We start from the raw sequence: 26,324 nt of genomic DNA on the forward strand, positions 1-26,324 counted from the left end.
CGCGGATCAGCTCCCTTCGGAATGGTCGGCCCCGTTGAGGGCGTCCTGCAGTTGCTTCGGGGTGCGCCTGGGCCTGCGCGGCACCGGCGGGAGCTCCTGGCCGGGCAGCGGCGGCACCGGGTACCCGCCCGCCATCGGGTCGAACCCGCCCTTCGGCGCGGCCGTCTCCTCGGACGTCCCGGCGCCCTGCGGCGGCTTCCTCAGGAAGTCCCGCGCCAGCGCCAGCAGCAGGATCGCGCCGACCGGCGCGCCCACGTAGAGCACCACCTGGCCGAAGCCGTAGCCCTCGTTGCGCAGCGCCCGCACGCTCGCGATCAGCACCAGCCAGACCAGTGAGACCGGGATCAGCACCTTCCAGCCCAGCTTCATGAACTGGTCGTAGCGGAACCGGGGCAGCGTGCCGCGCAGCCAGATGAAGAAGAACACCAGCAGCTGGATCTTCAACGTGATCCACAGCATCGGCCACCAGCCGTGGTTGGCGCCCTCCCAGAACGTCGACACCGGCCAGGGGGCCCGCCAGCCGCCCAGGAACAGGGTCGAGGCCACCGCCGAGACGGTCACCATGTTGATGTACTCGGCCAGCATGAACATCGCGAACTTCAGCGAGGAGTACTCGGTGTTGAAGCCGCCGACCAGCTCGCCCTCGGCCTCCGGCAGGTCGAACGGCGCCCGGTTGGTCTCACCGACCATCGCGATCACGTAGACGATGAACGAGACCGGCAGCAGCGCCGCGAACCAGGTCGACTGCTGGTGCGCCACGATCTCGGAGGTCGACATCGAACCCGAGTAGATGAACACCGCCGCGAAGGACAGGCCCATCGCGATCTCGTAGCTGATCATCTGCGCGGACGAGCGCAGGCCGCCGAGCAGCGGGTACGTCGAGCCGGACGACCAGCCGGCCAGCACGATCCCGTAGATGCCGACCGAGGCCGTCGCCAGGATGTACAGCAGCGCCACCGGGAAGTCGGTCAGCTGCAGCGGCGTGCGGGTGCCGAAGACCGACACCTCGTTGCCGGCCGGGCCGAACGGGATCACCGCGAAGGCCATGAACGCGGGGATGGCGCAGACGATCGGGGCCAGGATGTAGACCACCTTGTCCGAGCCCTTGACCACCAGGTCTTCCTTCAGCGCCAGCTTCACGCCGTCCGCCAGCGACTGCAGCAGGCCCCACGGACCGTGCCGGTTCGGCCCGATGCGCAACTGCATCCAGGCCACCACCTTGCGCTCCCAGACGATCGTGATCAGCACCGTCACGACCAGGAACGCGAAGCAGAACACCGCCTTCAGCAGCACCAGCCACCACGGGTCCTGCCCGAAGAAGTGGAGCGTCTCGTACGGCTGCGGAGTCATCGGACCTCCCCTTCCCGGCCGGCCCGGCCCGCGTCCTCGACGGCGGCCGGCTCGGACGCGGCCGCGGCGATCGTGACCAGGTGGCCGACGGTGGTGCCGAGCGTGCGGTGGGCTCCGCCCGGGGTGGAGTTGAGCGGGATCCAGACCGTGCGGTCCGGGAGCGAGTCGGTGACCTCCAGCGGCAGGATCACCGAGCCGGCCGGGCCGGTCACCCGCAGCGCGGCCGCCGTCTCGGCCTCGATCTCCTTCGCGGTGGCCGTCGAGATCCGGGCCACCGCCCGGTGCCGGGTGCCCGCCAGGTGCGGATCGCCCTCCTGCAGCACCCCGTTGTCCAGCAGCTGGCGCCAACCCGCCAGCACCGCCTGGCCGGTCGCCGGGCGCGGCAGCACGCCCGGGTGCGCCGCCGGGTCGGCCGCGCGGTCACCCCGCCAGGGCCCGAAGCGGTCGAGCTCCAGCCGGGCCGCCCGGACGTCCGGCAGCCCCAACCGGTGGCCCAGCGCGTCCGCCAGCATGGTCAGCACGCGCAGGTCGGACTGGAGGTGACGGCCCATCTGCTGGTCGGGCTTCAGCGCGGCCTCGAACATCCGCACCCGGCCCTCCCAGTCCAGGAAGGTGCCCGCCTTCTCCGCCACGGCCGCCACCGGCAGCACCACGTCGGCCCGGGCCGTCACCGCGGACGGCCGCAGCTCCAGCGACACGACGAACGGCACCGCCGCGAGCGCCTCGTCGGCCAGCGCCGGGTCGGGCAGGTCGTCCGGGTCCACCCCGCCGACCAGCAGCGCGTCCAGGTCGCCCTGGGCGGCCGCGGTCAGGATCTGCCCGGTGTCCCGGCCGGGCCGGGAGGGCAGCTCCGCCACTCCCCAGACCGCGGCCGCCTCCGCCCGGGCCGCCGGCGCGGCCACCGGACGGCCGCCGGGCAGCAGGCCCGGCAGTGCGCCGGCCTCCACCGCACCGCGCTCACCGGCCCGGCGCGGCACCCAGGCCAGTTCGGCCCCGGTCGCGTGCGCCAGCCGCAGCAGCGCCGTCAGCGCGCCCGGCACGGCGGCCAGCCGCTCGCCCGCGAGGACCACCGCGCCGGGGCGGCGCAGCAGTTCGGCCGCCTGCCCGGCCTCGTCGTCCAGCGGCTCGTCCGCCGCGAGCGCCGCGAGCCACTCCGGCTCGGTGCCGGGAGCGGCCGGCAGCAGCACGCCGCGCAGCTTGGCCAGGCCCCGGGAGGCGAAGGCCGCCACCGAGTACACCTTCGGTCCGCGGGCGCGTGCGGCCTTGCGCAGCCGCAGGAAGACGATCGGCGACTCCTCCTCCGGTTCGAGGCCCACCAGCAGCACGGCCGGGGCCTGCTCCAGCCGCTCGTACGTGACGCCGTCGCCGGACAGGTCCACCCCGCGCCCGGCGACCGCGGCGGCCAGGAAGTCCGCCTCCTCGCCGCTGTGCGGACGGGCCCGGAAGTCCACGTCGTTGGTGCCCAGCACCACCCGGGCGAACTTGGCGTAGGCGTACGCGTCCTCGACCGTCACCCGGCCGCCGGCCAGCACCCCGGTGCGGGCCCCGCGCAGCCCTTCGGCCGCCCGGGCCAGCGCCTCCGGCCAGGAGGCGGGCACCAGTTCGCCGTCCACCCGCACCAGCGGGGTGGTCAGCCGGTCCCGCTGCTGGGCGTAGCGGAAGGCGAACCGCCCCTTGTCGCAGTTCCACTCCTCGTTGACCGCCGGGTCGTTCCCGGCCAGCCGGCGGAGCACCTTGCCGCGCCGGTGGTCGGTGCGCTGGGCGCAGCCCGACGAGCAGTGCTCGCACACGCTCGGCGAGGAGACCAGGTCGAAGGGGCGCGAGCGGAAACGATAAGCCGCCGAGGTCAGCGCGCCCACCGGGCAGATCTGGATGGTGTTCCCGGAGAAGTACGACTCGAAGTCGTCCCCCTCCCCGGTACCGACCTGCTGCAGCGCGCCGCGCTCCACCAGGTCGATGAACGGGTCCCCGGCGATCTGCTGGGAGAAGCGGGTGCAGCGGGCGCACAGCACGCAGCGTTCCCGGTCCAGCAGCACCTGGCTGCTGATCGGCACCGGCTTCTCGTAGGTGCGCTTCATGCCCTCGAAGCGGGAGTCCGCGTCGCCGGTGGACATCGCCTGGTTCTGCAGCGGGCACTCGCCGCCCTTGTCGCAGACCGGGCAGTCCAGCGGGTGGTTGATCAACAGCAGCTCCATCACGCCGCGCTGGGCCTTCTCGGCCACCGGCGAGCTGAGCTGGGTGCGCACCACCATGCCCTCGGCGACCGGGATGGTGCAGGAGGCGACGGGTTTGCGCTGGCCCTCGATCTCGACGATGCACTGCCGGCAGGCGCCGGCCGGATCCAGCAGCGGATGGTCGCAGAAGCGCGGGATCTGGGTGCCGATCGTCTCGGCGGCCCGGATCACGAGGGTGCCCTTGGGCACCTGCACTTCGACGCCGTCGATGGTGAGCGTGACCAGTTCGACCGCGGGCTTCTGTCCCGTGGAGGCGGTTGGCTCTGTGATCGTCACGCGTGCACCTCCCTCTCGGTGGCGGACTGGTGGCCGGGGCGGGGGCCGTCGGCCCAGACGGTGGAGGCGGCCGGGTCGAACGGGCAGCGGCGCTCGGCCAGGTGCTGCTCGTACTCGGCGCGGAAGTGCTGGAGCGAGGAGACGATCGGGCTTGCCGCACCGTCGCCCAGCGCGCAGAAGGACTTGCCGTTGATGTTGTCGGCGATGTCGAGGAGCTTCTCCAGGTCCCCGTCGACGCCCTCGCCCGCCTCGATCCGCTTGAGCAACTGGACCAGCCAGTAGGTGCCCTCGCGGCAGGGGGTGCACTTGCCGCAGGACTCGTGGGCGTAGAACTCCGTCCAGCGGGTGACCGCCCGCACCACGCAGGTGGTCTCGTCGAAGACCTGCAGCGCCTTGGTGCCGAGCATCGAGCCGGCCGCGCCGACGCCCTCGTAGTCCAGCGGGACGTCGAGGTGCTCGTCGGTGAACATCGGGGTGGAGGAACCGCCCGGCGTCCAGAACTTCAGCCGGTGACCGGAGCGGATGCCGCCGCTGAGGTCCAGCAGTTGGCGCAGGGTGACCCCGAGCGGGGCCTCGTACTGGCCGGGGTTGGTGACGTGGCCGGAGAGCGAGTAGAGCGTGAAGCCGGGGGACTTCTCGGTGCCCAGGCTCCTGAACCACTCCTTGCCCCGGGCCAGGATCGGCGGCACCGAGGCGATCGACTCGACGTTGTTGACCACCGTCGGGCAGGCGTACAGGCCGGCGATCGCCGGGAACGGCGGCCGCAGCCTGGGCTGGCCGCGCCGGCCCTCCAGCGAGTCCAGCAGCGCCGTCTCCTCGCCGCAGATGTACGCACCGGCGCCGGCGTGCACGGTGATGTCGAGGTCCACGCCGGAGCCGAGGATGTTCCGGCCCAGCAGCCCGGCCTCGTACGCCTCCGCGACGGCCGCGTGCAGCCGGCGCAGCACCGGGACGACCTCACCGCGCAGGTAGACGAAGGCGTGGTCGCAGCGGATCGCGTAGGAGGCGATGATCATGCCCTCGATCAGCGCGTGCGGGTTCGCGAACAGCAGCGGGATGTCCTTGCAGGTGCCCGGCTCCGACTCGTCCGCGTTCACCACCAGGTAGTGCGGCTTGCCGTCGTTCTGCGGGATGAACTGCCACTTCATCCCGGTGGGGAAGCCGGCGCCGCCGCGGCCGCGCAGCCCGGCGTCCTTCACCAGGGCGATCACGTCGTCCGGGGGCATGGCCAGGGCGGCCTTGAGACCCTCGTAGCCCTGGTGGCGCCGGTAGGTGGCGAGCGTCCAGGGGCGGCTGTCGTCCCAGGAGGCGGACAGGACGGGGGTGAGCAGCTTCTCGGCCGGCTCTGCGGAGGTCATCACGCTTCGGTCCCTTCCTGTCCGGGCTCCTCGTGGCGCGGGGAGACGACCTTGGTGCCGCCGGTGCCGGGCAGCGCCTCGCCCCGGGAGAGCCGCAGGCCGGCCAGCGAGGGGGCGCCGCCGGCGCCGGACTCGTCGTTGGCGCCGGGGCGCTCGTCGGGGAAGCCGGCCAGGATCCGGGCGGTCTCCTTGAAACCGCACAGCCGGGCGCCCCGGGTGGGCCGCACCTCGCGGCCGGCCCGCAGGTCGTCGACCAGCTTCTTGGCGCTGGCCGGCGTCTGGTCGTCGAAGAACTCCCAGTTGACCATCACCACGGGGGCGTAGTCGCAGGCGGCGTTGCACTCGATGTGCTCGATCGAGACGGAGCCGTCCTCCGTGGTCTCGTTGTTCCCGATCCCCAGGTGCTCCTGGAGCTCCGCGAAGATCTGGTCGCCGCCGAGCACCGCGCACAGGGTGTTGGTGCAGACCCCGACGTGGTACTTCCCGGCCGGGCGCCGCCGGTACATGGTGTAGAAGGTGGCGACGGCGGTGACCTCCGCGGTGGTGAGGTCCAACTGCTCGGCGCAGAACCGGATCCCGGTCGGGCTGACGAAGCCCTCCTCGGCCTGCACCAGGTGCAGCAGCGGCAGCAGTGCCGAGCGGGACTGCGGGTAGCGGCCGATCAGCTCGGCGGCGTCGGCCGCCAGCCGGGCCCGCACCTCCTCCGGGTACGGCGGGGCCGGCAGCGCCGGCAGTCCGAGTTCGACGTTGGTCACCGGTCCACGCCTCCCATCACCGGGTCGATCCCGGCCACCGCGACGATCACGTCGGCCACCTGGCCGCCCTCGCACATCGCCGCCATCGTCTGCAGATTGGTGAACGACGGATCCCGGAAGTGGACCCGGTACGGGCGCGTCCCGCCGTCGCTGACCACGTGCACGCCCAGCTCGCCCTTGGACGACTCGACCGCCGCGTACGCCTGGCCGACCGGGACCCGGAAGCCCTCGGTGACCAGCTTGAAGTGGTGGATCAGGGCCTCCATCGAGGTGCCCATGATCTTGCGGATGTGGTCGAGCGAGTTGCCCATCCCGTCGGGGCCGACGGCCAGTTGGGCGGGCCAGGCGATCTTCTTGTCGCCCACCATGACCGGGCCCGGGCGCAGCCGGTCCAGACACTGCTCGACGATCCGCAGCGACTGCCTCATCTCCGCCAGGCGGATCAGGAAGCGGCCGTAGGAGTCGGCGCTGTCCGCGGTGGCCACCTCGAACTCGTAGTCCTGGTAGCCGCAATACGGGTCGGTCTTGCGCAGGTCGTGCGGCAGGCCGGTGGCGCGCAGGACCGGGCCGGTGGCGCCGAGGGCCAGGCAGCCGGCCAGGTCCAGGTGGCCGACGTCGACCAGCCGGGCCTTGAACACCGGGTTGTCGGTGGCGAGCTTGTCGTACTCGTGCATCCGGGAGCGGAAGACCTTGACCGCCTCGCGGATCTGGTCGACGGCACCGGGCGGCAGGTCCTGGGCGAGGCCGCCGGGGCGCACGTACGCGTGGTTCATGCGCAGGCCGGTGACCAGCTCGAAGACGTCCAGGAACAGCTCGCGGTCCCGGAAGCCGTAGGTCATCAGGGTGGTGGAGCCGATCTCCATGCCGCCGGTGGCCAGGCAGACCAGGTGCGAGGAGATCCGGTTCAGCTCCATCATCATCACGCGGATGACGTTGGCCCGCTCCGGGATGTCGCCGGTGATGCCGAGCAGCTTCTCGACGGCCAGGCAGTAGGCGGTCTCGTTGAACAGCGGGGTCAGGTAGTCCATGCGGGTCACGAAGGTGGTGCCCTGGACCCAGCTGCGGAACTCCATGTTCTTCTCGATGCCGGTGTGGAGGTAGCCGATGCCGCAGCGGGCCTCCTTCACCGTCTCGCCGTCGATCTCCAGGATCAGCCGGAGCACGCCGTGAGTGGACGGGTGCTGGGGGCCCATGTTGACGATGATGCGTTCGTCGTCGGCCCGGCCGACCGCTTCGACCACCTCGCCCCAGTCGCCGCCGGTGACGGTGAAGACCCGGCCTTCGGTGGTCTCGCGGGCCTGTGCCTCCTCGGTCTCGCCGGGAGTCTGTTCGTAGTGCCGGGTGCTCATCAGCTGTACGACCTCCGCTGGTCGGGCGCCGGGATCTGGGCGCCCTTGTACTCGACGGGGATGCCGCCGAGCGGGTAGTCCTTGCGCTGCGGGTGGCCCAGCCAGTCGTCGGGCATCATGATCCGGGTGAGCGCCGGGTGCCCCTCGAAGACCAGGCCGAAGAAGTCGTAGGTCTCCCGCTCGTGCCAGTCGTTGGTGGGGTAGACGCTCACCACGGAGGGGATCCGCGGGTCCGCGTCCGGGGCGGTGACCTCCAGCCGGATCAGCCGGCCGTGGGTGATCGAGCGCAGGTGGTAGACCGCGTGCAGCTCGCGGCCCTTGTCGCCCGGGTAGTGCACCCCGCTGACACCGAGGCACAGTTCGAAGCGCAGCGCCGGGTCGTCGCGCAGGGTGCGGACGGTCCTCAGCAGATGGTCGCGGTCGATGTGGAAGGTGAGTTCACCGCGGTCGACCACGGTCTTCTCGATCACCTCGGCCGGGTCAAGGCCCTGTTCCTCCAGGGCGCCCTCCAGCTCGTCGGCGACCTCGTCGAACCAACCGCCGTACGGGCGTTCGCTGGGGCCGGGCAGGGCGATCGGGGCGGTCAGGCCGCCGAAGCCGGAGGTGTCGCCGCTGTCGTGGCTACCGAACATGCCCTGGCGGCGGCCGACCACCTCCACCGGGATCTCACGGACCGGCTGCTCCGGGATCGGCTGGGCGGCGGCTGACTGCTCGGGGGCCGGCTGGGCGGCGGCCGGCGGGGCGGGGGCCGGCTGCTCGGGGCGGGTCTCGGGTGCCTGGTCGTTCATCGCAGCTGCCCCCGCATCTCGCTGATCGGGGTGGCCTTCAGCGCGAGGGCCTCGCCGAGTTCCTCGGCACGGCGCCTGTTCACGCCCAGCGGCTCGTGCCGGATCTTGTCGTGCAGCTTCAGGATGGCGTCCATCAGCATCTCCGGGCGGGGCGGGCAGCCGGGCAGGTAGATGTCCACCGGGACGATGTGGTCGACGCCCTGGACGATCGCGTAGTTGTTGAACATCCCGCCGGAGGAGGCGCAGACGCCCATCGAGATGACCCACTTGGGGTTGGCCATCTGGTCGTACACCTGGCGCAGCACCGGGGCCATCTTCTGGCTCACCCGACCCGCGACGATCATCAGATCGGCCTGCCGGGGAGAGCCCCGGAAGACCTCCATGCCGAACCGGGCCAGGTCGTAGCGGCTGGCGCCGGTGGTCATCATCTCGATCGCGCAGCAGGCCAGACCGAAGGTGGCCGGGAAGAGTGACGACTTGCGCACCCAGCCGGCGGCCGTCTCCACGGTCGTGAGCAGAAAGCCGCTCGGCAGCTTCTCCTCGATTCCCATCAGATCCCTCTCAATGCCCTCAAGTGCTCTGGTACGTCGGCCGGTTCCGGCTTGTCCGCCCGTTCACAAGCGGTTGCGCGCGGTCGCCGGATCACCGGGTCGACGGGTCGACGGGTGGAACGACCAGCCCGCGCTCAGTCCCACTCCAGGCCGCCGCGGCGCCAGACGTAGGCGTACGCGACGAAGACGGTGGCGATGAACAGGAGCATCTCGACCAACCCGAAGATCCCCAGGGCGTCGAAGGTCACCGCCCAGGGGTAGAGGAAGACGATCTCGATGTCGAAGACGATGAAGAGCATCGCCGTCAGGTAGTACTTGATCGGGAACCGACCGCCGCCCACGGGCTGCGGGGTCGGCTCGATGCCGCACTCGTACGCCTCCAGCTTGGCCCGGTTGTAGCGCTTGGGGCCGGTGAGAGAGGCCATCACGACGGAGCCGACCGCGAACGCCGCCGCGATGGCACCGAGTACGAGGATCGGCGCGTAGGCATTCATTGCCCCGCTCCCTCCGTCCAGTCGTCCTTGACTGCAGATCGGAACCGGCGGGTCACGCTCAGGTGAACCCGCGCCCCAGTTCCCGGGATCCGCCTCATGTGAGGCAGTTCACAAACCCTGGAGTGAGCGCATCCTATGCCCGTCGGCTTGTGATCTGCGACACGCAGTTCAACGGGATCTTTGTGATCTACGACACTCCGCTATTCGTGGCGAATGTGAACATGCCCAGAGTTGTCAACGCAAAGGAGTCAAATGATCACAACCAGTCCCAACTCACTTTGAAGTGGCTGGTCAGTGGCGGGCTGCTATATCAACTAGAGGCAGTGGAAGGCAAATTTCCGGGCGTCATGTTGACGTGTTATAGCGGCTCACCCGCAGGGGTGGCGGGGGGCGGAACGTGTGCTTGACCCTTCGTTCACAAGGGGTGGGGACGGGGGTGGGGGGTGGGGTCAGGCGTGAGGGCGGGCGCCGGCGGGGCGGGCCGGGTGTGAAGGGTGGGCCGGCCTGAGGAGTGCGGCCATAGGGGGCGGGCGACGGCGGAGGCGGGCAGCGGTGGAGGCGGGCAGCGGTGGAGGCGGGCTGGCCTGGGGGAGCCGAGGGGGTCCCTTCCTGCCACCGGCTCCGCCGACTCGGCCCCTTCGCCGCCGCTCGCCGCTGCCTCGCGCCGTCGCCTGCGGTTCTGCCAGCACCAGCAGCTCGGCCCTCCGCGCCGTCGCCCAGCCGTTCCGCCGCCGACGGAGGTGTCCGCCGGAGGCGGCCGTCGGAGGCGGCCGTCGGAGGCGGCCGCCGGTGCGGCTGTCGGTGCGGCTGTCGGTGCGGCTGTCGAGAGACGCCGTCGAGCGGTTCCGCCCGTCGATCGAGGCCTTCCGTGACTACCGGTTGCCGGCGGCCTGCTCCCACACCCAGGCCGCGATGCCCACCCGGTTACGGGCGCCGAGCTTGCGCTGGATGCTGGCGAGGTGGTTCTTCACCGTCCCCGGTGAGATGAACAGCCCGGCGCCGATCTCGGCGTTGGTCGCGCCGTCCGCCACCTGCTCGGCGATCTCCCGTTCCCTTGCCGTCAGTTCCTCCACCGGCCCGGCTATCAGCGGGCCCTTCGCGCCCGGCCCGGAGCCCACCCCCGAGCCGATCCCGGAGCCCGACCCCGGCACTCGCTCCGCCGCCTGTTCCGCTCCCGGAAGCGCCATGTGCCGCAGCAGCCGCACGGTGACCTGCGGGCTGATCAACGCGTCCCCGGCCATCGCGGCTCGGATCGCCTCGATCAGCAGCACGGGCCCCGAGCGCTTCAGCAGGAACCCCGCCGCTCCGTAGCGCAGCGCCGCGTGCACGTACTCATCCAGGTCGAACGTGGTCACCACGATGACCTTGTGCTGCTCGGCCAGTTGCCGGGTGACCTCCAGGCCGTCGAGCTTTGGCATCCGGATGTCGGCGAGCACCACGTCCGGTCGCAGCCGCTTCGCCTCGGCCACCGCCGCGCTGCCGTCCGCTGCCTCGGCCACCACCGTGATGTCCGGCTGGGTGTCCAGGATCATCCGGAACGCACTGCGCACGTCCGCCTGGTCGTCCGCGATCAGGACTCGGACCGGTCCCGTGCTGCTGTTCATTCCTGCCCCTCCCCTGCCGCTGCGCCGACCGACAGCGGCTCCTGCGATCGACCCGGCGCGCCCGCGGCCGCGTTCAACGGCAGCGCCGCCGTGACCCGCCAGCCCTCCCGCTCGTACGGACCGGCCTCCAACGAGCCACCCAGAGCTTCCGCCCGGGCCGCCAGCCCAGAGAGCCCGCTCCCCCCACCCCGACGTGGGCGCCCTCCCGAAGCCGGAGCGCCACCGTCATTGGTCACGGTCAGCTCCAACCGCCCCCCGCTTCGGCGGACCTGCACGTCGACCGTCCGCGCGGTGGGCGCGTGCCGCCGGACATTGGTCAGGGACTCGACCACGATCCGGTGGAGCGTGCCCTCCACCTCGCGGGGCACCGGCCCTTCGGGAAGCTCCACCCGCACCTCGGCGCCGCCCGCAGCGGTGAACCGCTCGGCCACCTCCACGAGTTCTGCCAGGCCGTGCTGAGGACTCCGGCCACCTGCCTCCTCGCTGCGCAACAGCTGAACGGTGCGGTCCAAGGAGGCGAGCGCCCGCTGCCCGGCCTGCTCTATCCGCTCGAACATCTCGACCGCCCGAGCCGGGTCGAGGGAGGCCAGGTAGGCCCCCGCCTGGGCCTGGGCCACCATGCCGCTGACGTCGTGCGCCACGAAGTCGTGCAGGTCGTGTGCCAGTTCGAGCCGCTGGGCCCGACGGGCCTCGGCCACCGCCCTGGCCCTGCCGTCGTCCAGGCCCCGGAGGTAGAGCCCGATCAGCACGGTCGGCAGGCACAACATCGACCCGAAGCCGAAGAGCATGAACGCGTCGGCCGGCCCCTCGACAACCGTGAAGCGAGACGGCCAGAGGGCGACCGCTCCACTCGCGGTCCACGTCGCCACCGCGCACCTGGGGCCTTCCTCGGCGCGCAGGGTCAGGAGAACCGCCAGAAGCAGGGCGGCCACCTCGACCAGCCCGACCGCTCCGGACAGACGGTTCTCCTCCGTCCAGCGCCCGGCGCACCAGACGGTGACCGAGACCGCCACCGATACCGCCCCGAGAACGGTCGTCACTGCGGCCAAGCCGTAGCGCGCGCGGACCGCCCAAGCCGGCAGCAACAGGGCCGGCACCACCAGCCACAGCAGCTGAGTCATCGTCACCACCTTCGTCTCTCATCGCCTGACGTCACATTACGACGCGGTTCGGGTGCTGCGCCTGTGTCGATCGGCATATTCCACAGGCTGATTGACCAGGGCTAACAGCCCGATCGGCACTGCCGCAGCTCCCTGGTGAACATCCAGTCTTGAGCCATCGCACCGGCCGAGGGGTCGGTCTGGTCCCGAGGGAGCACCCACCATGTCAAAGCTCATGATCAACGCCCGCAGCGCGGGGCACCGGAGCGGCTCGGCCGCCACCGGCCCCGTCGCCCCGGCAGGCTCTGCGCACCCGGCAGCCCTTGCTCCCGCGGACGTCCCGCCCGCCCCGCGCTGGGCCCGGTTCGCCGCCAAGGCCGCCGTCCTCACCACCGTCCCCTCCGGGCTGTGGCGGATCGCGTTCGGCTTCGGCGTCCCGGTCGGCTTCAGCGGCGCGACGGCCGCGGCGTACGGCGAGCACCAGCCCGGGTGGGGCACCGTCTACTGCGTGGCACTGAGCGCCCTGGCCGAGTCCCTGGCGTTCCTGACCCTCGGCCTGGTCCGGCCCTGGGGGCAGGTGGCGCCCCGATGGATCCCGCTGATCGGCGGCCGCCGGGTTCGGCCGCTCGCGGCGATCATCCCGGCGCTGCTGGGCTCGGCGATACTCACCTACCTCGGCATGAAGGGGCTGTCCGGGCGCTGGGCCGACAACTTGGCGGAGCCCGATTCGCCGCACGGTCTCGCCGGGGTGGTGATGACCATCGCCTATGCGCCACTTGTCGCCTGGGGTCCGCTGCTCGGCGCGGTCACCGTCGACTACGCCCGTCGCACCCTGCGGCGGCGCCGGTGACCACGACGACGGGTCACACCGGAGCCGACTCCCGCCGCGGCTCGCCGAGCCCGGAACCCGCACCGGCGCCCAGGTCCGCAACGGCCCCTGTCTCGGCCGCTGGACCGGCCCCCGCCCCGTCCCCGCCCCCGGCCGGGCGAGACATCGGGGCGGCACGACGGCCCCACTCGGTCGCGACGAGCACCAAGGCCCCGCCGAGCAGGGCGAGTGGGCCCATCCGGTTCCCGGCCACGGTGATCCCGAAGACGGCGGCCCACAGTGGTTCGGTGCCGAGCAGCAAGCTCACCCGGGAGGGCGAGGTGGCCCTGACGGCCCACATCTGGACGAAGAAGGCGAACAGCGTGCAGAACAAGGACAGGTGGAGCAACCAGGCCCACTGGCCGACCCCGTACGAGCCCGCGAGGATCCATGGCGCCGGCCCCACGGACAGCGCGACAACGGCGAACACACCCGTTGCCACGGCGAGTTGGACCCAAGTCACCGCGAGCATGTCGGAGTTCCGCAGTGCCCGGCAGCGGCCCATGGCGAGGACGTACGCGGAACGCACGAGGGCCGCCCCCAGCACCAGCAGGTCGCCGAGCGAGGGAGCACGCAGCCCGCCGTCCCCGGTGAGCAGGGCCACGCCGAGGACTGCCACTCCGGCGGCTGCCAGGAAGGCCCGCGGTGGCGCGGTCCGACCGAGGGCACTCTCCCCGAGCGGGGTGAGCACCATCGCGAGGCTGATGATCAGCCCAGCGTTGGTCGCGGAGGTGTGCACGGCGCCGTAGGTCTCCAGCAGGAAGATCCCGCTGAGCACCAACCCCAATGCGGCGCCTCCGAGCCACTCCGCCCGGCTCAGCCGTCGCAGCGCCCGCCAGGCGGCTGCCCCTAGCGGCGGCAACACCAGCCCGAACCGCAGCACGAGCATCGCCACGACGGTTCCCGGGCCGGCCACCCGCTGGACGGCGAGGAAGCTCGACCCCCACACCACCGCCACGAGCAGCACCGGAAGATCACGAAGGACCGAGGAGGTCGATCTCTTGGACAGGGAGGCAGGCATGGCGAGGATCCCTCCGAGCGAACGGAACCGGCGGGCGCGAGTACCGTACGGCGTCGGACGGACCAGGAGCCGGGCGGAAAGCCCGGCGGCGCATGGGGTAGGGCGTGGAGCGAGGGTGCGGCGTGGAGCGAGGGCGCGCCATCATCGCGCACCGGACACCCCGTGATCAACGGCGTTCCGGACACTGGATGGTCCACTCGGTCCATCAGGCCCGAACTGCCCGGCCGGCCTGCTCAGATCCGTTCGGCCCACCCTCCCGGTTCGCCCCCTCCTGTCCACGCGGGCTACTCCGTCCGCACGGTCAGTCGTCGAGCAACCCGTTCGCCGCCGCGATCGCTTCGATGTCGGCCGGCGTGCCGGACATGATGACGCGGACGTGCTCGGTGACGAGCTCGACCGGCCAGTCCCACCAAGCCGCGCGGAGCAGCCGCTCGACGTCGGCATCGTCGAAGCGGCGCCGGATCGGTCGGGCAGGGTTGCCTCCGACGACGGTGTACGGCTCGACGTCAGCGGTGACCACCGCACCGGCAGCGACGATCGCACCATCGCCGATCCTGACGCCCGGCAGGACAGTGGCCCCGAAGCCGAGCCAGACGTCGTTGCCGATCACGGTGTCGCCCCGGGTGGGCAGACCCGTGACGAGGTCGAGGGTCCGTTCCGTCCAGCTGCCGCCGAACATCGTGAACGGGAAGGTGGAGACGCCGATGTCCGGGTGGGCGGCACCCGCCATCAGGAAGCGGGTCCCGGTGGCGATCGCGCAGTACTTGCCGATCACCAGCCGCTCGGGACCGTACGCGTAGAGGACGTTGCGCTCCTCGAAGCGAGTGGCGCCCTCGGGGTCGTCGAAGTAGGTGTACTCACCGACCTCGATCCGCGGGTCGGTGACGAGCGACCGCAGCAGGACGACCCGGTCGTGGCCGGCGAGCGGGTGAAGGAGGGCGGGGTCGGGGATGGCAGTGGCGGTCATTCGGCTCCTCTCGTAATGCGACAGGAATCGCATTACGATCAGCATGGCACGACCGCCGCCCCACAGCAAGAGTTAACGCGACTGGAGTCGACTTTGACTGAAGTGACCAACCCCGAGCAGCCACCCCGCACTCCCACCCCGCGCCCCGGTGGCCGCACCGCACGGGTCCGGGCGGACGTGGTCGCCGCCACGCTCGCCGAAGTCACCGAGAAGGGGTACGACGGCCTCACGGTCGAGGCGGTCGCCACCCGCGCCGGCGTCCACAAGGCGACCCTCTACCGGCGATGGGGCGGCGTGGACGGACTGGTCGCGGAGGCCCTGGCGTCCTCCGCCGACCAGCCCTGGCCGCTGCCCGACACCGGCGACCTCCGGCAGGACCTTCGCCGGATCACCCAGGAGGTGTTCAGCGTCTTCACCGATCCGGAGCTCGGCCCCACGCCGACCGCGCTGATCTCCGCCGCCCAGCGCTCCGACGTCGGCGCCGCCGCGCTACGCGCCTTCTTCGCCGCCCGCCACCGCCAAGCCGCCGAGGTGGCCGAACGGGCCGTCGCCCGCGGCGAGCTGCCCACCGGAACGGACGGCGACGAGGTCGTCCGGGCCGCGACCGCCCCGCTCTACTACCGCCTGTTCGTGACCGGCGAACCGCTCGACGCCCGCACCGCCGAGCGAGCCGCCGACGCCGCCGCCCTCGCCGCCCGCGCAGGACTGTTCGCTTCCCCTCCGGCCGAACCCGACGACCGCAACGCCAGCGACGACCGCAATGACCGCAACGACCGCAACGACGGCGACGGCGACGGCGGCGGCGGCGACGAAAGCAGCCAGGCCTGAGCAACCACGACCAGCAGGACGACGGAGACGACCGGAGCAGACAACCGACACCACAAGGACGACCACAAAGACCTCACCGATCCAAGCGCCCCCACCCCGACACCGACCAACCCCGAGGGCCATTGACGCGCCATCACCCTGGCGCCACCACACCCGCCCCGGGCGTCCCGCCCCCTACCGCGGACCCACCCGCCCGTGGATGATTCCTCCATGACAATCCAGCCGTCCACCACCCTTCGGAAGGCCCGTCACGTGAATCGCAAGCACTGGGCGCTGGTCGCCGCCGCCACCGTCCTCCCGCTCGCGGCGAGCACCGGCACCGCCGTCGCCGCGCCCTCGGACGCCACCCCCGCTCCGAGCGCGGCCTGCACCTACACACCGGCCGTGCCGGCCGACAACTTCAAGGGCATCCCGGTCTTCGACGCCCGGAAAGCGGCTCAGCCGTACCGCGCGACGCTGAGGACCAACCAGGGGGCGATCACCTTCGAGGCCCTGACCGACAAGGCACCCTGCACCACCTTCTCGTTCCGCTTCCTCGCCGAGCACGACTACTTCGACCGCACCCACTGCCACCGGCTCACCACCCAGCGGATCTACGTCCTGCAGTGCGGCGACCCGACCGGCACGGGCAGCGGCGGGCCCGGCTACTCCTTCCCGGACGAGAACCTCACCGGGGCCACCTATCCGGCCGGCACCGTGGCCATGGCCAATGCCGGTCCGAACACCAACGGCAGCCAGTTCTTCTTCGTCTGGAAGGACACCAAGCTATCCCCCGCCTACACCCCGTTCGGCCGGATCACGGCCGGTCTGGACGTCCTGCAGAAGATCGCCGCCGCCGGCGAGGACGACCAGAACAACCCGGGCGACGGCTTCCCGAACGTCCCGGTGAACATCCGGCAAGTGAAGATCAGCAAGCGCTGACACCGGCGACGCCCGCCTCCCGTACGGTGACAGCAGCAACGACACCGCAGGGGAGCAGCACCGCATGGACAGCCGGATCTGGGAGAGCGTCGACCACCTGGTCGCATGGCTGGACGAACAGAGCACCCAGTCGCCGCAGGAGGAGCGCCTGCTGCGGCTGCTCAAGCTCTCCGAGGAGGTCGGCGAGGTGGGCGCGGCGGTGATCGGTGCCACCGGCCAGAACCCGCGCAAGGGCGTCACCCACACCTGGGAGGACGTCCAGCACGAGCTCTGCGACGTCGTCTTCAGTGCCCTGGTCGCGCTCCGCACGCTCACCCCGGACGCGTCCCGGGTGTTCGCCGAACGCCTCGCCTACGTCGAGCAACGCTCCGCCGCCGCCCGCCCCCTCCCGGAGAGTTCGGAACGGCGGGAGACGGCGGAGCAGCCGGAGACCGCGGAACAGGCGCAGCCAGACCGAGGGGCGACCGATCCGGAATGACCGGGCCGCAAGACGGAAGCCCCGGCACAGCCCGAGCCGCCCGCGGCGGCCCGGTGCACGCCGCCACCCCGTAGCCCGCCCCTCAGCTCCTCAGCCCATGCCCCGACCCGGCTCCCCGGGCCCCCGGGCCCCGGCCCCAACCCCGGCCTCGGACCCGGCTCCGGTCCCGCCCCTGCCTCGGCCCCGGCCCCGGTCCTGCCTCGGCCCGGACCGCGGCTCGTCAGGCGTTGGGCGCGACCCGAGTCAGCCCGTTGATCACGCGGTCCATCGCGTCGCCGCCCTGGGGGTCGGTGAGGTTGGCGAGCAGCTTGAGGGTGAAGCGCATCAACAGCGGTCGGGGCAGGCCGTGCTGGGCGGCCAGCTGCATGACCTTGGGGTTGCCGATGAGCTTCACGAAAGCGCGGCCCAGCGTGTAGTAGCCGCCGTACACGTCCTTGAGGATGCGCGGGTAGGCCTGGAGGGCGCGCTCGCGCCCCCCGGCGGTGACCCGGGCCAGGGCCTGGGTGATGACCCCGGCGGCGATCTGGCCGGATTCCATCGCGTAGGCGATGCCCTCGCCGTTGAACGGGTTGACCATGCCGCCCGCGTCGCCGACCAGCAGCAGGCCGCGGGTGTAGTGCGGCTGCCGGTTGAAGGCCATCGGCAGGGCGGCGCCGCGGATCGGGTCGGTCATGTTCTCGGGCGTGTAGCCCCACTCCTCGGGCATGCTCGCGCACCAGGCCTTGAGGACCTCGCGCCAGTCGAGTTCGCCGAACGCGGAGGAGGAGTTGAGGATGCCGAGGCCGACGTTGGAGGTGCCGTCGCCCATGCCGAACACCCAGCCGTAGCCGGGCAGCAGCTTGCGCTGGCCGTCGCGGGTGTCCCACAGCTCCAGCCAGGACTCCAGGTAGTCGTCGTCGTGGCGCGGCGAGTTGAAGTACGTGCGGTAGGCGACGCCCATCGGGCGGTCCTCACGCCGGTGCAGGCCCATGGCCAGCGAGAGCCGGGTGGAGTTGCCGTCGGCGGCGACCACCAGGGGGGCGCGGAAGGTGACCGCTCGCTTCTCCTCGCCCAGCTTGGCGGTGACGCCGACGATCCGGCCGGTGCGGTCGTCGAGGACCGGCCCACTCACGTTGCAGCGCTCGTAGAGTCGCGCGCCGGCCTTCTCGGCCTGGCGGGCCAGGAGTTCGTCGAAGTCGGCGCGCTTGCGGACCAGGCCGTAGTCGGGGAAGGAGGACAGTTCGGGCCAGTCCAGCTCCAGCCGGACGCCGCCGCCGATGATGCGCAGGCCCTTGTTGTGGAGCCAGCCGTTCTCGGTGGAGACGTCGATGCCCATGTCCACCAGTTGCTTGGTGGCGCGCGGGGTCAGTCCGTCGCCGCAGACCTTCTCGCGCGGGAAGGCGGTCTTCTCCAGCAGCAGCACGTCCAGCCCGGCCTGGGCCAGGTAGTACGCGGTGGTGGAGCCGGCCGGTCCGGCGCCCACCACGATGACGTCCGCGGTGCTCTCGACCGTGCTGTCCGGCTTCGTCAGATCGGCTGCGGTCTCGGACACGTGGACACACTCCTGGAGCTGCGGCGGGGGGACGGCGGCTTTTGTTCTCCGGCAGTCTAGTTCCGCTCACGCCGTCGGCGGCCCCCGCGCCCTGCCCCGCCGGGCTACGTGGTCTTGTAGCCCCGGTGCAGCGCCACGATCCCGCCCGTGAGGTTGCGCCAGGCGACCTTCGACCAGCCGCTCGTCTGCAGCTTGGCGGCCAGCGAGGGCTGGTCCGGCCAGACCCGGATGGATTCGGCGAGGTAGACGTACGCGTCCGGGTTGCTGCTGACGGCGGTCGCCACCGGCGGCAGCGCACGCATCAGGTACTCGGTGTAGACCGTGCGGAAGGGCGTCCAGGTCGGCGTGGAGAACTCGCAGATCACCAGCTTGCCGCCGGGCTTGGTGACCCGGTGCATCTCGCGCAGCGCCGCCTCGGTGTCCTGAACGTTGCGCAGCGCGAAGGAGATCGTCACCGAGTCGAAGGTGTCGTCGGCGAACGGCAGCCGGGTGGCGTCGCCGGCCGTGAGCGGCAGCTCGGGGTGGCGGCGCTTGCCCTCGGTGAGCATGCCGACCGAGAAGTCGCACGGGACGACCGTGGCCCCGGCGTCGGCGAAGGGCAGCGAGGAGGTGCCGGTGCCGGCCCCGAGGTCGAGTACGAGGTCCCCCGGTCCGGCGGCCACCGCCTCGGCCACCGCCCGGCGCCAGGCGCGGGCCTGGCCGAGGGAGAGCACGTCGTTGGTGAGGTCGTACTTGGCCGCGACGTCGTCGAACATGGCGGCGACTTCGTGCGGCTGCTTGTCCAGAGAGGCTCGGGTCACGGACCCATTGTTCACCCTGGAACGGACGCGCCGGTCAACGGGGCGCACCGGTCGCCGTCCGGCGGCGTCAGTACACCCCGCCTCGGCCGCCCGCGCGCCGCCCGGCGGCGTCAGTACACCCCGCCTCGGCCGCACGCCGCCGACGGGGTCAGTGCACCCCGCGTCGGCCGGCCGCACGCCGCCGGCGGCGGGAGCGCTTGCCGTGGGTGATCGCGGGCATCCCGTCGGCCAGCGCCTCGGCGGCCAGCGCGAGGTTGGCGGTGAGACGGCCCTGCCCGTTGCGGACCGCGACGGTCCTCCGGTGCCGGCGGATGCGCAGCACGCAGATCGCGAAGAGCACCACGGCCACCGGCACGCTGAACCGGGCCAGCCCGACGCCGACCGGCTGGGGGTAGGTGTCGCCGCAGATCCGTACGGCTCCGGGGTCGTCAGCAGCGTGCTCCAGGCAGATCGTGTCGCCGATTCTGGCACCGTCGGCCAGCGGCAGCGCGGCAGCGGTGTGCGGCTGGCCGCTCACCTTGTAGGTGACCGCGCTGTAGGTGCCGCCGCCGGTGGGCAGCTGGGTGACGACGCCTTCGACTCTCACCGGGTGTGCCCCGATCCGGTCCGCCTGGTCGGCCTGACGCCAACCGAGCAGGCACATGCCGACGGCCAGCACTGCGCTGAGCACGGCGGCGAGGTACCAACCACGGCCCAACCGCGGGGTGCGCGGCGGGGGAACGGTCGCGGTTCGCATGGTTCCTGTCCTGGCTTGCCTCCGGGGCCCGCCTGTGGCGCGGCCCCGCCGCCCGCGGGCACGGGCGGTGGTGTGGTGAGGGTACGGAGTGAGCTGTCCGGGATCGTATCCGCTGGCGGGCCCTCAGGTCACGGCGAAGGGGCAATCACCCCCCGGGGTGAGTACCGGAGTTCGGGGGCACACGAAGCAAGTGCCTTGCACAGCAGGGCGATCCTGCTACTGACGAGTACGTCACACCGGACCGCTCCCGCGGTCCGTCACCGTCGGCGGTACACCAACCGCCCGCCCAGGACGGTTGCCAGACAGCCGCCCGCCCGCGGCCCAGAGTTCCCCTCGACGTCAACGGCGGAACCTCCGGAAGCCTCCTGGACCTCCGCCACACGGACCTCCGGAAGCCCCGAAACCTCCGGAAGCCCCGAAACCTCCGGAAACTCCGAAACCTCCGAAACCCCCTGGGCCTCATGGACCTCACGAACCCCGGCCCCACGAACCTCCGGAGCCTCCTGGAGCTCGAAGACCGCGAAGTCCGCCCGCCCGCCGGCCGTCACCCGCCCGTACACGGCCCGCCCCAGCGGCAGCACCGCCAGCGGATCCAACGGCGCCGCCCCGGCCACCGCGCCCCCCAACGGCTCCCCCGCCCCCGCCGAAAGTTCCCCCGCCGTCGCCCGCAGCCCCGAACGCGCGACCGCCGTCCGCACCGACGGCCGCTCGAAGGGCCCGGCCACCGCCGTCACCCCGTAGCCGAGCATCCGCTGGAGCCCCCGTCGTGCGCTCGCCCCGCAGCGGGTCTCGTCGGCACAGCCGGCCAAGCCGTCCGCGAGCGGTTCGACGCCGATCTGCTCCCGCGGGTCCGGGTGGTAGTCGCGCTCCAACGCCCGCTGCCCGTAGGGGTTGCGCAGCCCGGGCGTGAGCACCGCCCGTCCCCAGTCCCGGACCCGCGCCGCCGGGTGCGCAGCCGCCAGCTCGGGGTAGGGCCCGACGGCCTCGACGTGCTCGCCGCGCACCACCACCGCCCCGTCGGCGAAGGACGGGGCGGTGGGGTCGGCCGGGTCGGGCAGCACCAGGGCCGCCCGGTGGAGGGTCAGCACCGGTCCGGACTCAGTTGTCCAGGATCTTCAGCTCGGGGTGGGCGGTGCCGCCCTCGATCGCCGTGGAGGCGATGTGCGAGGCGACCCGCGGGTCGACCGGGTCGTTCGCCGGGTCGTCCAGCACCCGCAGGTGCTCGTACGTGGTCGAGCGCTGCGCGGGGACGCGGTCGGCGGCCCGGATCAGGTGGATCAGCTCGGTGAGGTTGGAGCGGTGCTTGGCACCGGCCGCCGAGACGACGTTCTCCTCCAGCATGACCGAGCCGAGGTCGTCCGCGCCGTAGTGCAGCGACAGCTGGCCCGCCTCCTTGCCGGTGGTGAGCCAGGAGCCCTGGATGTGGGCGACGTTGTCGAGGAACAGGCGGGCGATCGCGATCATCCGCAGGTACTCGAAGACGGTGGCCTGGGTCGAGCCCTTGAGGTGGTTGTTCTGCGGCTGGTAGGTGTACGGGATGAAGGCCCGGAAGCCGCCGGTGCGGTCCTGCACCTCGCGGATCATCCGCAGGTGCTCGATCCGTTCGGCGTTGGTCTCGCCGGTGCCCATCAGCATGGTGGAGGTGGACTCGACGCCGAGGCCGTGGGCGATCTCCATGATCTCCAGCCAGCGCTCGCCGGACTCCTTCAGCGGGGCGATCGCCTTGCGCGGCCGCTCCGGCAGCAGTTCCGCGCCGGCGCCGGCGAAGGAGTCCAGGCCCGCCTTGTGGATCCGGGTGATCGCCTCCTCGACGGAGACGTCCGAGATCCGGGACATGTGCTCGACCTCGGAGGCGCCCAGCGAGTGGATCACCAGCTGGGGGAACTCGGCCTTGATCGCCGAGAACGCGCGCTCGTAGTACTCCACGCCGTAGTCCGGGTGGTGGCCGCCCTGGAACATGATCTGGGTGCCGCCGAGTTCGACGGTCTCCGCGCAGCGGCGCAGGATCTCGTCGAGCTCGCGGGACCAGCCCTTGTCGCTCTTCGGCGGCACGTAGAAGGCGCAGAACTTGCACGCCGTCACGCAGACGTTGGTGTAGTTGATGTTGCGCTCGATGATGTACGTCGCGATGTGCTCGGTACCGGCGTAGCGACGGCGGCGCACGGCGTCGGCGGCGGAGCCGAGCGCGTGCAGCGGCGCCGAGCGGTAGAGCTCCAGCGCCTCCTCCGGAGTGATCCGGCCACCGCCGGCGGCCCGGTCGAGCACGGCCTGCAGGTCGGTGCTGGACGCATCGAGGGTGGTCGCTGCGAGCTCGGTCACCTGGCGGCCTTCTCTCTCTCAAGTGCTACGGGGGTACGGCCGAACCAGCCTACGCCAGGCCTTTCGGACACCCTCAGCCCGCCGTCCCGTTCACCTTGTGCATCGTTCCGACGGGGTTCCCGGCGGCCGGGTCGGCGGAGCTGAACCTGATCGTCCCGTCGGCCTGGAGGGTGAGCGTCTCGGTCTCGGCGCCTCCGGTGCAGGTGCCGGGGAGCGAGGAGCGCACCAGCCGCGACTGGAAGACCAGCTTGGTGTCGGAGACCGACCTGAGCGTCCAGGCGCCCTCGCAGCTGATCGACACCAGGCCGGTGACGGCGTTGCGGCTGGTGGTGGCCTCCTGGCCGATCGCGGCCGGCCGGACGGTGAGGGTGGTGGTGCCGCCGGGCAGTCCCTTGTCGGTGACCATGTCCCCGGTCCAGGTGCCCAGGAAGGCGGCCGGCACCGCGTTCGGTCCGCCGGTCGCGGCCGCCGACGGCGACGCGGAGGGGGCCTGGCCCGTCGACGGTACTGCCGACCGGGACGCCGAGGCACCGTCCGTGCCGCCCGGCACGAAGGCCCCGGGCGAGGCGATCGCGTCGCTCGGGTCGATCGACGGGACGGGCAGCGGCCCCACGGCCGGAACCACCGGATCGTCCCGGTGCCATTGCTCGTAGAGTCCGTACCCCACGCCCGCGAGCACGGCGGCCGCCAGCACGGCCGCCGTGGTGAGGCGGGCCGGTCGCCGCCACCACGCCTTCTCCGGTGCCGGGCGACCGAACCCGCCCGGCGGGTAGTAGCCGGCCGGCATGGTCGGCGTCGGCACCACCTCGGCCCCGTCCGCGCCCCCGGCGCCCGGCCCGCCACGCACGCCCCCGGCAACGCCCACGCTCCCCGCGCCGGCCTCCGCAACCCCCCTGCCGTTCTCCGCGTCCTTCCTGTTCTCCCCGCTCCCCCTGCTCTCCCCGCTCCCCCTGTGCTCCCCGCTCTCCCCGCCTCCCGCGGCTTCCCCCGGCTCGTCCTCCAGGTCCAGCAGTTCCACGGCGCTGCGCCCCACCCCGGCCGCGAGCGCCGACGGCAGGAAGCCCCACAGCCGGGCGGTGCCCGCGCCGTCCGGGTCGAGCCGGGCCGCCAGCTGGGCGGGCGTGGGCCGGGCGGTCGGGTCCTTCGCCAGGCAGTCGAGGATGATCGTCCGCAGCGGCTCGGCGGCCCCGGTCACGTCCGGTTCCTCGTGGAGCACCCGGTACAGCAGGACGGCCGCGCTGACCCCCTCGCCGAAGGGGTGCACGCCGGTGGCGGCGAAGGCCAGCACGGCACCGAGCGAGAAGACGTCCCCGGCCGGACCGACCTGCCGCCCGTTCGCCTGCTCCGGCGACATGAAGCCGGGTGAACCCACCACATAACCCGATCGAGTGAAACCGCTGGTCGCGTCCAGCGCCCGGGCGATCCCGAAGTCGATGAGTCGCGGCCCGTCCAGGGTCAGCAGGACGTTCGACGGCTTGACGTCGCGGTGCACCAGGCCGAGCCCGTGCACGTGGGCGAGTGCCTCGGCGAGGCCGACTCCGAGGCCGCGGACGGCCGGGTCGGGCAGCGGCCCGTACTGCTGGACGGCGGCGGTGAGCGAGGGACCGGCGACGTAGCCGGTGGCGACCCAGGGCCGCTCTCCTTCGGTGTCGGCGTCCAGGACGGGCGCCGTCCAACTGCCGCCGACCCGCCGGGCGGCGGCCACCTCCTGCCGGAACCGGGCGCGGAACTCGGCGTCGTCCGCCAGCTCGGGACGCACCACCTTGACGGCGACGGTGCGCCCGCCGGCCGTCCGGCCGAGGTAGACCCGGCCCATACCGCCCGAACCGAGCCGCCGCAGCAGCCGGTACGCGCCCACCTGACGCGGGTCGTCCGACCCCAGTGCCCGCATGCCCCGCACGCTCCCCTCGCCCTCGCCCTCACCCCCGGACGCGCGCCCCCAAGGCGGTCCCGGCCGCGTGCGCCGCCTCCGGCGCACCCGGGGGCCACCCGCCGGACACGTCTCGGGAGCAGACCGTACCGGTCCGGGCCGACCCGGGGCGCTCCGGAACCCTCGGGGAGGGCAGCCGCTTCCACGCGGAACAGACGGCAGCCGCTTCCGCACCGGAGGAACAGCAGCCACTCCCGCACGGAACAGGCGCCGGCCGCTCCCCTACGGCAGGGGCGTCCGCCGCCTCCCGAGGTCCGCCGACGGGTCCTGGCGCCGGGAGCCGCCGCCCGGCGTCACCGACCGGCCGGCAGGGCGGCCGGCAGCGCAGCCGGCTCCAGCAGCCGCACCGCCACGTCCGGCTCGAATCCGCTGTCGTACGCGACCCGCCGGGCGAACTCGGCGACGCCGGCCAGCTGCCGCTCGCCGAGCGAGAAGTCCAGTGCCTCGCTGAAGTACCGCTCCAGCACGTCCGGCCCGAAGGACTCCCAGCGGGCGGCCTGCTCGGCGACCTTGGCGGCCTCCACCAGGGAGAGGTCGCGGGACTCCAGGAAGGCCCGGTGGACGGCCGCGGTCAGCTCGGGGCGGCGCTCGGCGAACTCGCGGCGCACGGCCCACACCGCGAAGACGAACGGCAGGCCGGTCCACTCCTTCCACATGGCGCCCAGGTCGTGGACGGTCAGCCCCAGGTCGGCGGCCTGCCCGAGGTAGGCGCGCAGCGCCGGGTCGCCGATCAGGACGGCGGCGTCGGCCTCGGCCAGCATCGCGCTGAGCTCCGGCGGGCAGCTGAAGTAGTCCGGACGGACGCCCTCGCGCTCCTCCAGGAGCAGCCGGGCCAGCCGGACGGAGGTGCGGCTGGTGGAGCCGAGGGCGACCCGGCGGCCGTCGAGGTCGGCGAGCGGGACCTTGCTCACGATCAGGCAGGACATCACCGGGCCGTCGCTGCCGACCGCGATGTCGGGCAGCACCAGCAGGTCGTCGGCGTTGCGCAGGTACTCCACGCAGGTGATCGGCCCGATGTCCAGGGAGCCGTCGACCAGCTGGTCGCTCAGCTTCTCCGGGGTGTCCTTGGTGAGGTCGAGGTCGAGCAGGTTGCCGGTCCTGGCGAGGCCCCAGTAGAGGGGGACGCAGTTCAGGAACTGGATATGGCCGACCCGCGGCCTGACCGGCGTGTTTTCCTGAGGCTCCCGCGTTTGCGCGTCCGCTGCCACTGCGCCGCTCCCTTGCTGTTCGTACGCCTCCCCGCAGGGTATGCCCGGTGGTCACGACGGTCGGCACCGGCCACCCGACACGCCCGGGTGCGCCCTCAACAGGCCTTCCCCCGCCCGGCTCCCGGCCTTCACGACACGCGCCGTCCGCACCACGAGCGACCCCTGGTCGTCACAGCGACCGCATGCTAGCGTTGCCCTCAGTTGCAGTTTGATTCCCCTTGCAGTACTTGAAGCCTGCGGAGCATGTAACCGCAGGCTTTTTGTAGTTTTTCAGCAATATCGAAAAACTTCGGACTCGTCCGGAGGCAGGGCGATCAGCGCAGCGGACCGGGTGTCACACGGTGTGGCCCCCGACACGCATCGCAAGGAGAACGGCATGGCTCAGGGAACCGTCAAGTGGTTCAACGCTGAGAAGGGCTTCGGATTCATCGCCCAGGATGGCGGCGGCCCCGACGTCTTCGTCCACTACTCCGCCATCAACGCGAACGGCTTCCGTTCGCTGGAGGAGAACCAGACGGTCACCTTCGACGTCACCCAGGGCCCGAAGGGCCCGCAGGCGGAGAACGTCACCGCTGTCTGACAATCCTCTGATGTTCTGATCGCTCGGGACCCGTACGGGTCCGCCGGCGGCTCCCGACAGCCGTCACCATGAGCACAAGAGCAGCACCCAAGGGGGCCTGCCCATCGCGGCGGGCCCCCTGCCTTTTCCCCAGGGCCGGCCGACGGCCGCCCGGAAGCCGACGGCCGCCCAGAAGCCGACGGCCGCCCAGAAGCGGAGCACCCCACCGCACGACCAGCGCGACCAGCACACCCAGCACGAACGACGGGACCAGCCGGAACGACGCGAACTCCTCGACC

Annotated in this window: 24 protein-coding genes; 5 read left to right on the top strand and 19 right to left on the bottom strand. The window is 72.1% G+C overall.

The features are described from left to right. Positions 1-6: 6 nt before the first annotated feature. From nuoH to ABT247_RS08935, 10 genes are all read right to left on the bottom strand, one after another. The gene (gene nuoH, locus ABT247_RS08890) at positions 7-1,350 is read right to left on the bottom strand and encodes an NADH-quinone oxidoreductase subunit NuoH (RefSeq protein WP_350740219.1); all 1,344 of its coding nucleotides are present in this window, start codon (positions 1,348-1,350) and stop codon (positions 7-9) included. Beyond that, positions 1,347-3,860, bottom strand: coding sequence for an NADH-quinone oxidoreductase subunit G (locus tag ABT247_RS08895; protein WP_350740221.1), 2,514 nt, complete (start codon positions 3,858-3,860; stop codon positions 1,347-1,349). The genes nuoH and ABT247_RS08895 overlap by 4 nt, the downstream gene beginning before the upstream one ends. Continuing rightward, positions 3,857-5,218, bottom strand: a complete 1,362-nt coding sequence (gene nuoF, locus ABT247_RS08900) for an NADH-quinone oxidoreductase subunit NuoF (protein WP_350740224.1) — start codon at positions 5,216-5,218, stop codon at positions 3,857-3,859. The genes ABT247_RS08895 and nuoF overlap by 4 nt, the downstream gene beginning before the upstream one ends. Then, positions 5,218-5,973, bottom strand: coding sequence for an NADH-quinone oxidoreductase subunit NuoE (gene nuoE, locus ABT247_RS08905; RefSeq protein WP_350740227.1), 756 nt, complete (start codon positions 5,971-5,973; stop codon positions 5,218-5,220). The genes nuoF and nuoE overlap by 1 nt, the downstream gene beginning before the upstream one ends. Beyond that, the gene (locus ABT247_RS08910; RefSeq protein ID WP_350740230.1) at positions 5,970-7,322 is read right to left on the bottom strand and encodes an NADH-quinone oxidoreductase subunit D; all 1,353 of its coding nucleotides are present in this window, start codon (positions 7,320-7,322) and stop codon (positions 5,970-5,972) included. The genes nuoE and ABT247_RS08910 overlap by 4 nt, the downstream gene beginning before the upstream one ends. Then, positions 7,322-8,110: an NADH-quinone oxidoreductase subunit C gene (locus ABT247_RS08915; RefSeq protein ID WP_350740233.1), complete on the bottom strand. Its 789-nt coding sequence runs from the start codon at positions 8,108-8,110 to the stop codon at positions 7,322-7,324. The genes ABT247_RS08910 and ABT247_RS08915 overlap by 1 nt, the downstream gene beginning before the upstream one ends. Then, positions 8,107-8,661 carry a NuoB/complex I 20 kDa subunit family protein gene (locus ABT247_RS08920; RefSeq protein ID WP_350740236.1) on the bottom strand — a complete coding sequence of 185 codons (555 nt, stop codon included), beginning with the start codon at positions 8,659-8,661 and terminating at the stop codon, positions 8,107-8,109. The genes ABT247_RS08915 and ABT247_RS08920 overlap by 4 nt, the downstream gene beginning before the upstream one ends. 134 nt (positions 8,662-8,795) lie before the next feature. Next, positions 8,796-9,155 (bottom strand): NADH-quinone oxidoreductase subunit A, encoded by a 360-nt coding sequence (locus ABT247_RS08925; protein ID WP_030060100.1) that lies wholly within the window; start codon positions 9,153-9,155, stop codon positions 8,796-8,798. Positions 9,156-10,027: 872 nt separating this feature from the next. Further along, complete coding sequence (locus ABT247_RS08930) at positions 10,028-10,759, bottom strand: response regulator (protein WP_350740239.1); 732 nt, start codon at positions 10,757-10,759, stop codon at positions 10,028-10,030. Beyond that, positions 10,756-11,880 carry a sensor histidine kinase gene (locus tag ABT247_RS08935; RefSeq protein ID WP_350740242.1) on the bottom strand — a complete coding sequence of 375 codons (1,125 nt, stop codon included), beginning with the start codon at positions 11,878-11,880 and terminating at the stop codon, positions 10,756-10,758. Before ABT247_RS08935 ends, ABT247_RS08930 begins: the two co-directional genes overlap by 4 nt. A gap of 202 nt (positions 11,881-12,082) precedes the next feature. On the opposite strand from ABT247_RS08935, the gene ABT247_RS08940 reads away from it, so the two are divergent. Continuing rightward, entirely contained in the window at positions 12,083-12,709 is a 627-nt protein-coding gene (locus ABT247_RS08940) for a hypothetical protein (RefSeq protein WP_350740245.1), read from the top strand. Between the two features lie 13 nt (positions 12,710-12,722). Here ABT247_RS08940 and ABT247_RS08945 read toward each other — a convergent pair whose 3' ends face one another. Together ABT247_RS08945 and ABT247_RS08950 are read right to left on the bottom strand one after the other, a co-directional pair. Further along, on the bottom strand, positions 12,723-13,748 hold the full coding sequence (locus tag ABT247_RS08945; RefSeq protein WP_350740248.1) for a DMT family transporter: 1,026 nt from the start codon (positions 13,746-13,748) through the stop codon (positions 12,723-12,725). A 301-nt stretch (positions 13,749-14,049) separates the two neighbouring features. Next, positions 14,050-14,715, bottom strand: coding sequence for a CatB-related O-acetyltransferase (locus ABT247_RS08950; RefSeq protein WP_350740251.1), 666 nt, complete (start codon positions 14,713-14,715; stop codon positions 14,050-14,052). Positions 14,716-14,817: 102 nt separating this feature from the next. On the opposite strand from ABT247_RS08950, the gene ABT247_RS08955 reads away from it, so the two are divergent. The 3 genes from ABT247_RS08955 (at position 14,818) to ABT247_RS08965 (ending at position 16,942) form a co-directional block, all read left to right on the top strand. Next, a complete protein-coding gene (locus ABT247_RS08955; RefSeq protein WP_350740283.1) occupies positions 14,818-15,543 on the top strand; it encodes a TetR/AcrR family transcriptional regulator in 726 nt (241 codons plus the stop codon). A gap of 210 nt (positions 15,544-15,753) precedes the next feature. Beyond that, positions 15,754-16,464 carry a peptidylprolyl isomerase gene (locus tag ABT247_RS08960; RefSeq protein ID WP_350740254.1) on the top strand — a complete coding sequence of 237 codons (711 nt, stop codon included), beginning with the start codon at positions 15,754-15,756 and terminating at the stop codon, positions 16,462-16,464. A 64-nt stretch (positions 16,465-16,528) separates the two neighbouring features. Continuing rightward, complete coding sequence (locus tag ABT247_RS08965; protein ID WP_350740257.1) at positions 16,529-16,942, top strand: MazG-like family protein; 414 nt, start codon at positions 16,529-16,531, stop codon at positions 16,940-16,942. Between the two features lie 220 nt (positions 16,943-17,162). On the opposite strand, the gene ABT247_RS08970 is transcribed toward ABT247_RS08965, so the two are convergent. From ABT247_RS08970 to ABT247_RS09000, 7 genes are all read right to left on the bottom strand, one after another. After that, complete coding sequence (locus tag ABT247_RS08970) at positions 17,163-18,452, bottom strand: geranylgeranyl reductase family protein (protein WP_350740286.1); 1,290 nt, start codon at positions 18,450-18,452, stop codon at positions 17,163-17,165. A 125-nt stretch (positions 18,453-18,577) separates the two neighbouring features. After that, on the bottom strand, positions 18,578-19,273 hold the full coding sequence (locus ABT247_RS08975; RefSeq protein ID WP_350740260.1) for a demethylmenaquinone methyltransferase: 696 nt from the start codon (positions 19,271-19,273) through the stop codon (positions 18,578-18,580). Between the two features lie 148 nt (positions 19,274-19,421). Then, positions 19,422-20,009 carry a hypothetical protein gene (locus tag ABT247_RS08980; protein WP_350740263.1) on the bottom strand — a complete coding sequence of 196 codons (588 nt, stop codon included), beginning with the start codon at positions 20,007-20,009 and terminating at the stop codon, positions 19,422-19,424. A 257-nt stretch (positions 20,010-20,266) separates the two neighbouring features. Further along, the gene (locus ABT247_RS08985; RefSeq protein WP_350740266.1) at positions 20,267-21,097 is read right to left on the bottom strand and encodes an amidohydrolase family protein; all 831 of its coding nucleotides are present in this window, start codon (positions 21,095-21,097) and stop codon (positions 20,267-20,269) included. A 10-nt stretch (positions 21,098-21,107) separates the two neighbouring features. Further along, positions 21,108-22,328 carry a cyclic dehypoxanthinyl futalosine synthase gene (mqnC, locus tag ABT247_RS08990; protein WP_350740274.1) on the bottom strand — a complete coding sequence of 407 codons (1,221 nt, stop codon included), beginning with the start codon at positions 22,326-22,328 and terminating at the stop codon, positions 21,108-21,110. 73 nt (positions 22,329-22,401) lie between these two features. Then, positions 22,402-24,219 (bottom strand): serine/threonine-protein kinase, encoded by a 1,818-nt coding sequence (locus tag ABT247_RS08995; protein WP_350740277.1) that lies wholly within the window; start codon positions 24,217-24,219, stop codon positions 22,402-22,404. A gap of 332 nt (positions 24,220-24,551) precedes the next feature. Beyond that, positions 24,552-25,466, bottom strand: coding sequence for a menaquinone biosynthetic enzyme MqnA/MqnD family protein (locus ABT247_RS09000; RefSeq protein WP_350740279.1), 915 nt, complete (start codon positions 25,464-25,466; stop codon positions 24,552-24,554). Between the two features lie 376 nt (positions 25,467-25,842). Here ABT247_RS09000 and ABT247_RS09005 point away from each other — a divergent pair, with 376 nt between their 5' ends. Beyond that, positions 25,843-26,046, top strand: coding sequence for a cold-shock protein (locus ABT247_RS09005; protein ID WP_188301247.1), 204 nt, complete (start codon positions 25,843-25,845; stop codon positions 26,044-26,046). Positions 26,047-26,324: the final 278 nt, after the last annotated feature.

The sequence above is a fragment of the Kitasatospora sp. NPDC001539 genome, from assembly GCF_040298565.1.
GTDB lineage: Bacteria > Actinomycetota > Actinomycetes > Streptomycetales > Streptomycetaceae > Kitasatospora.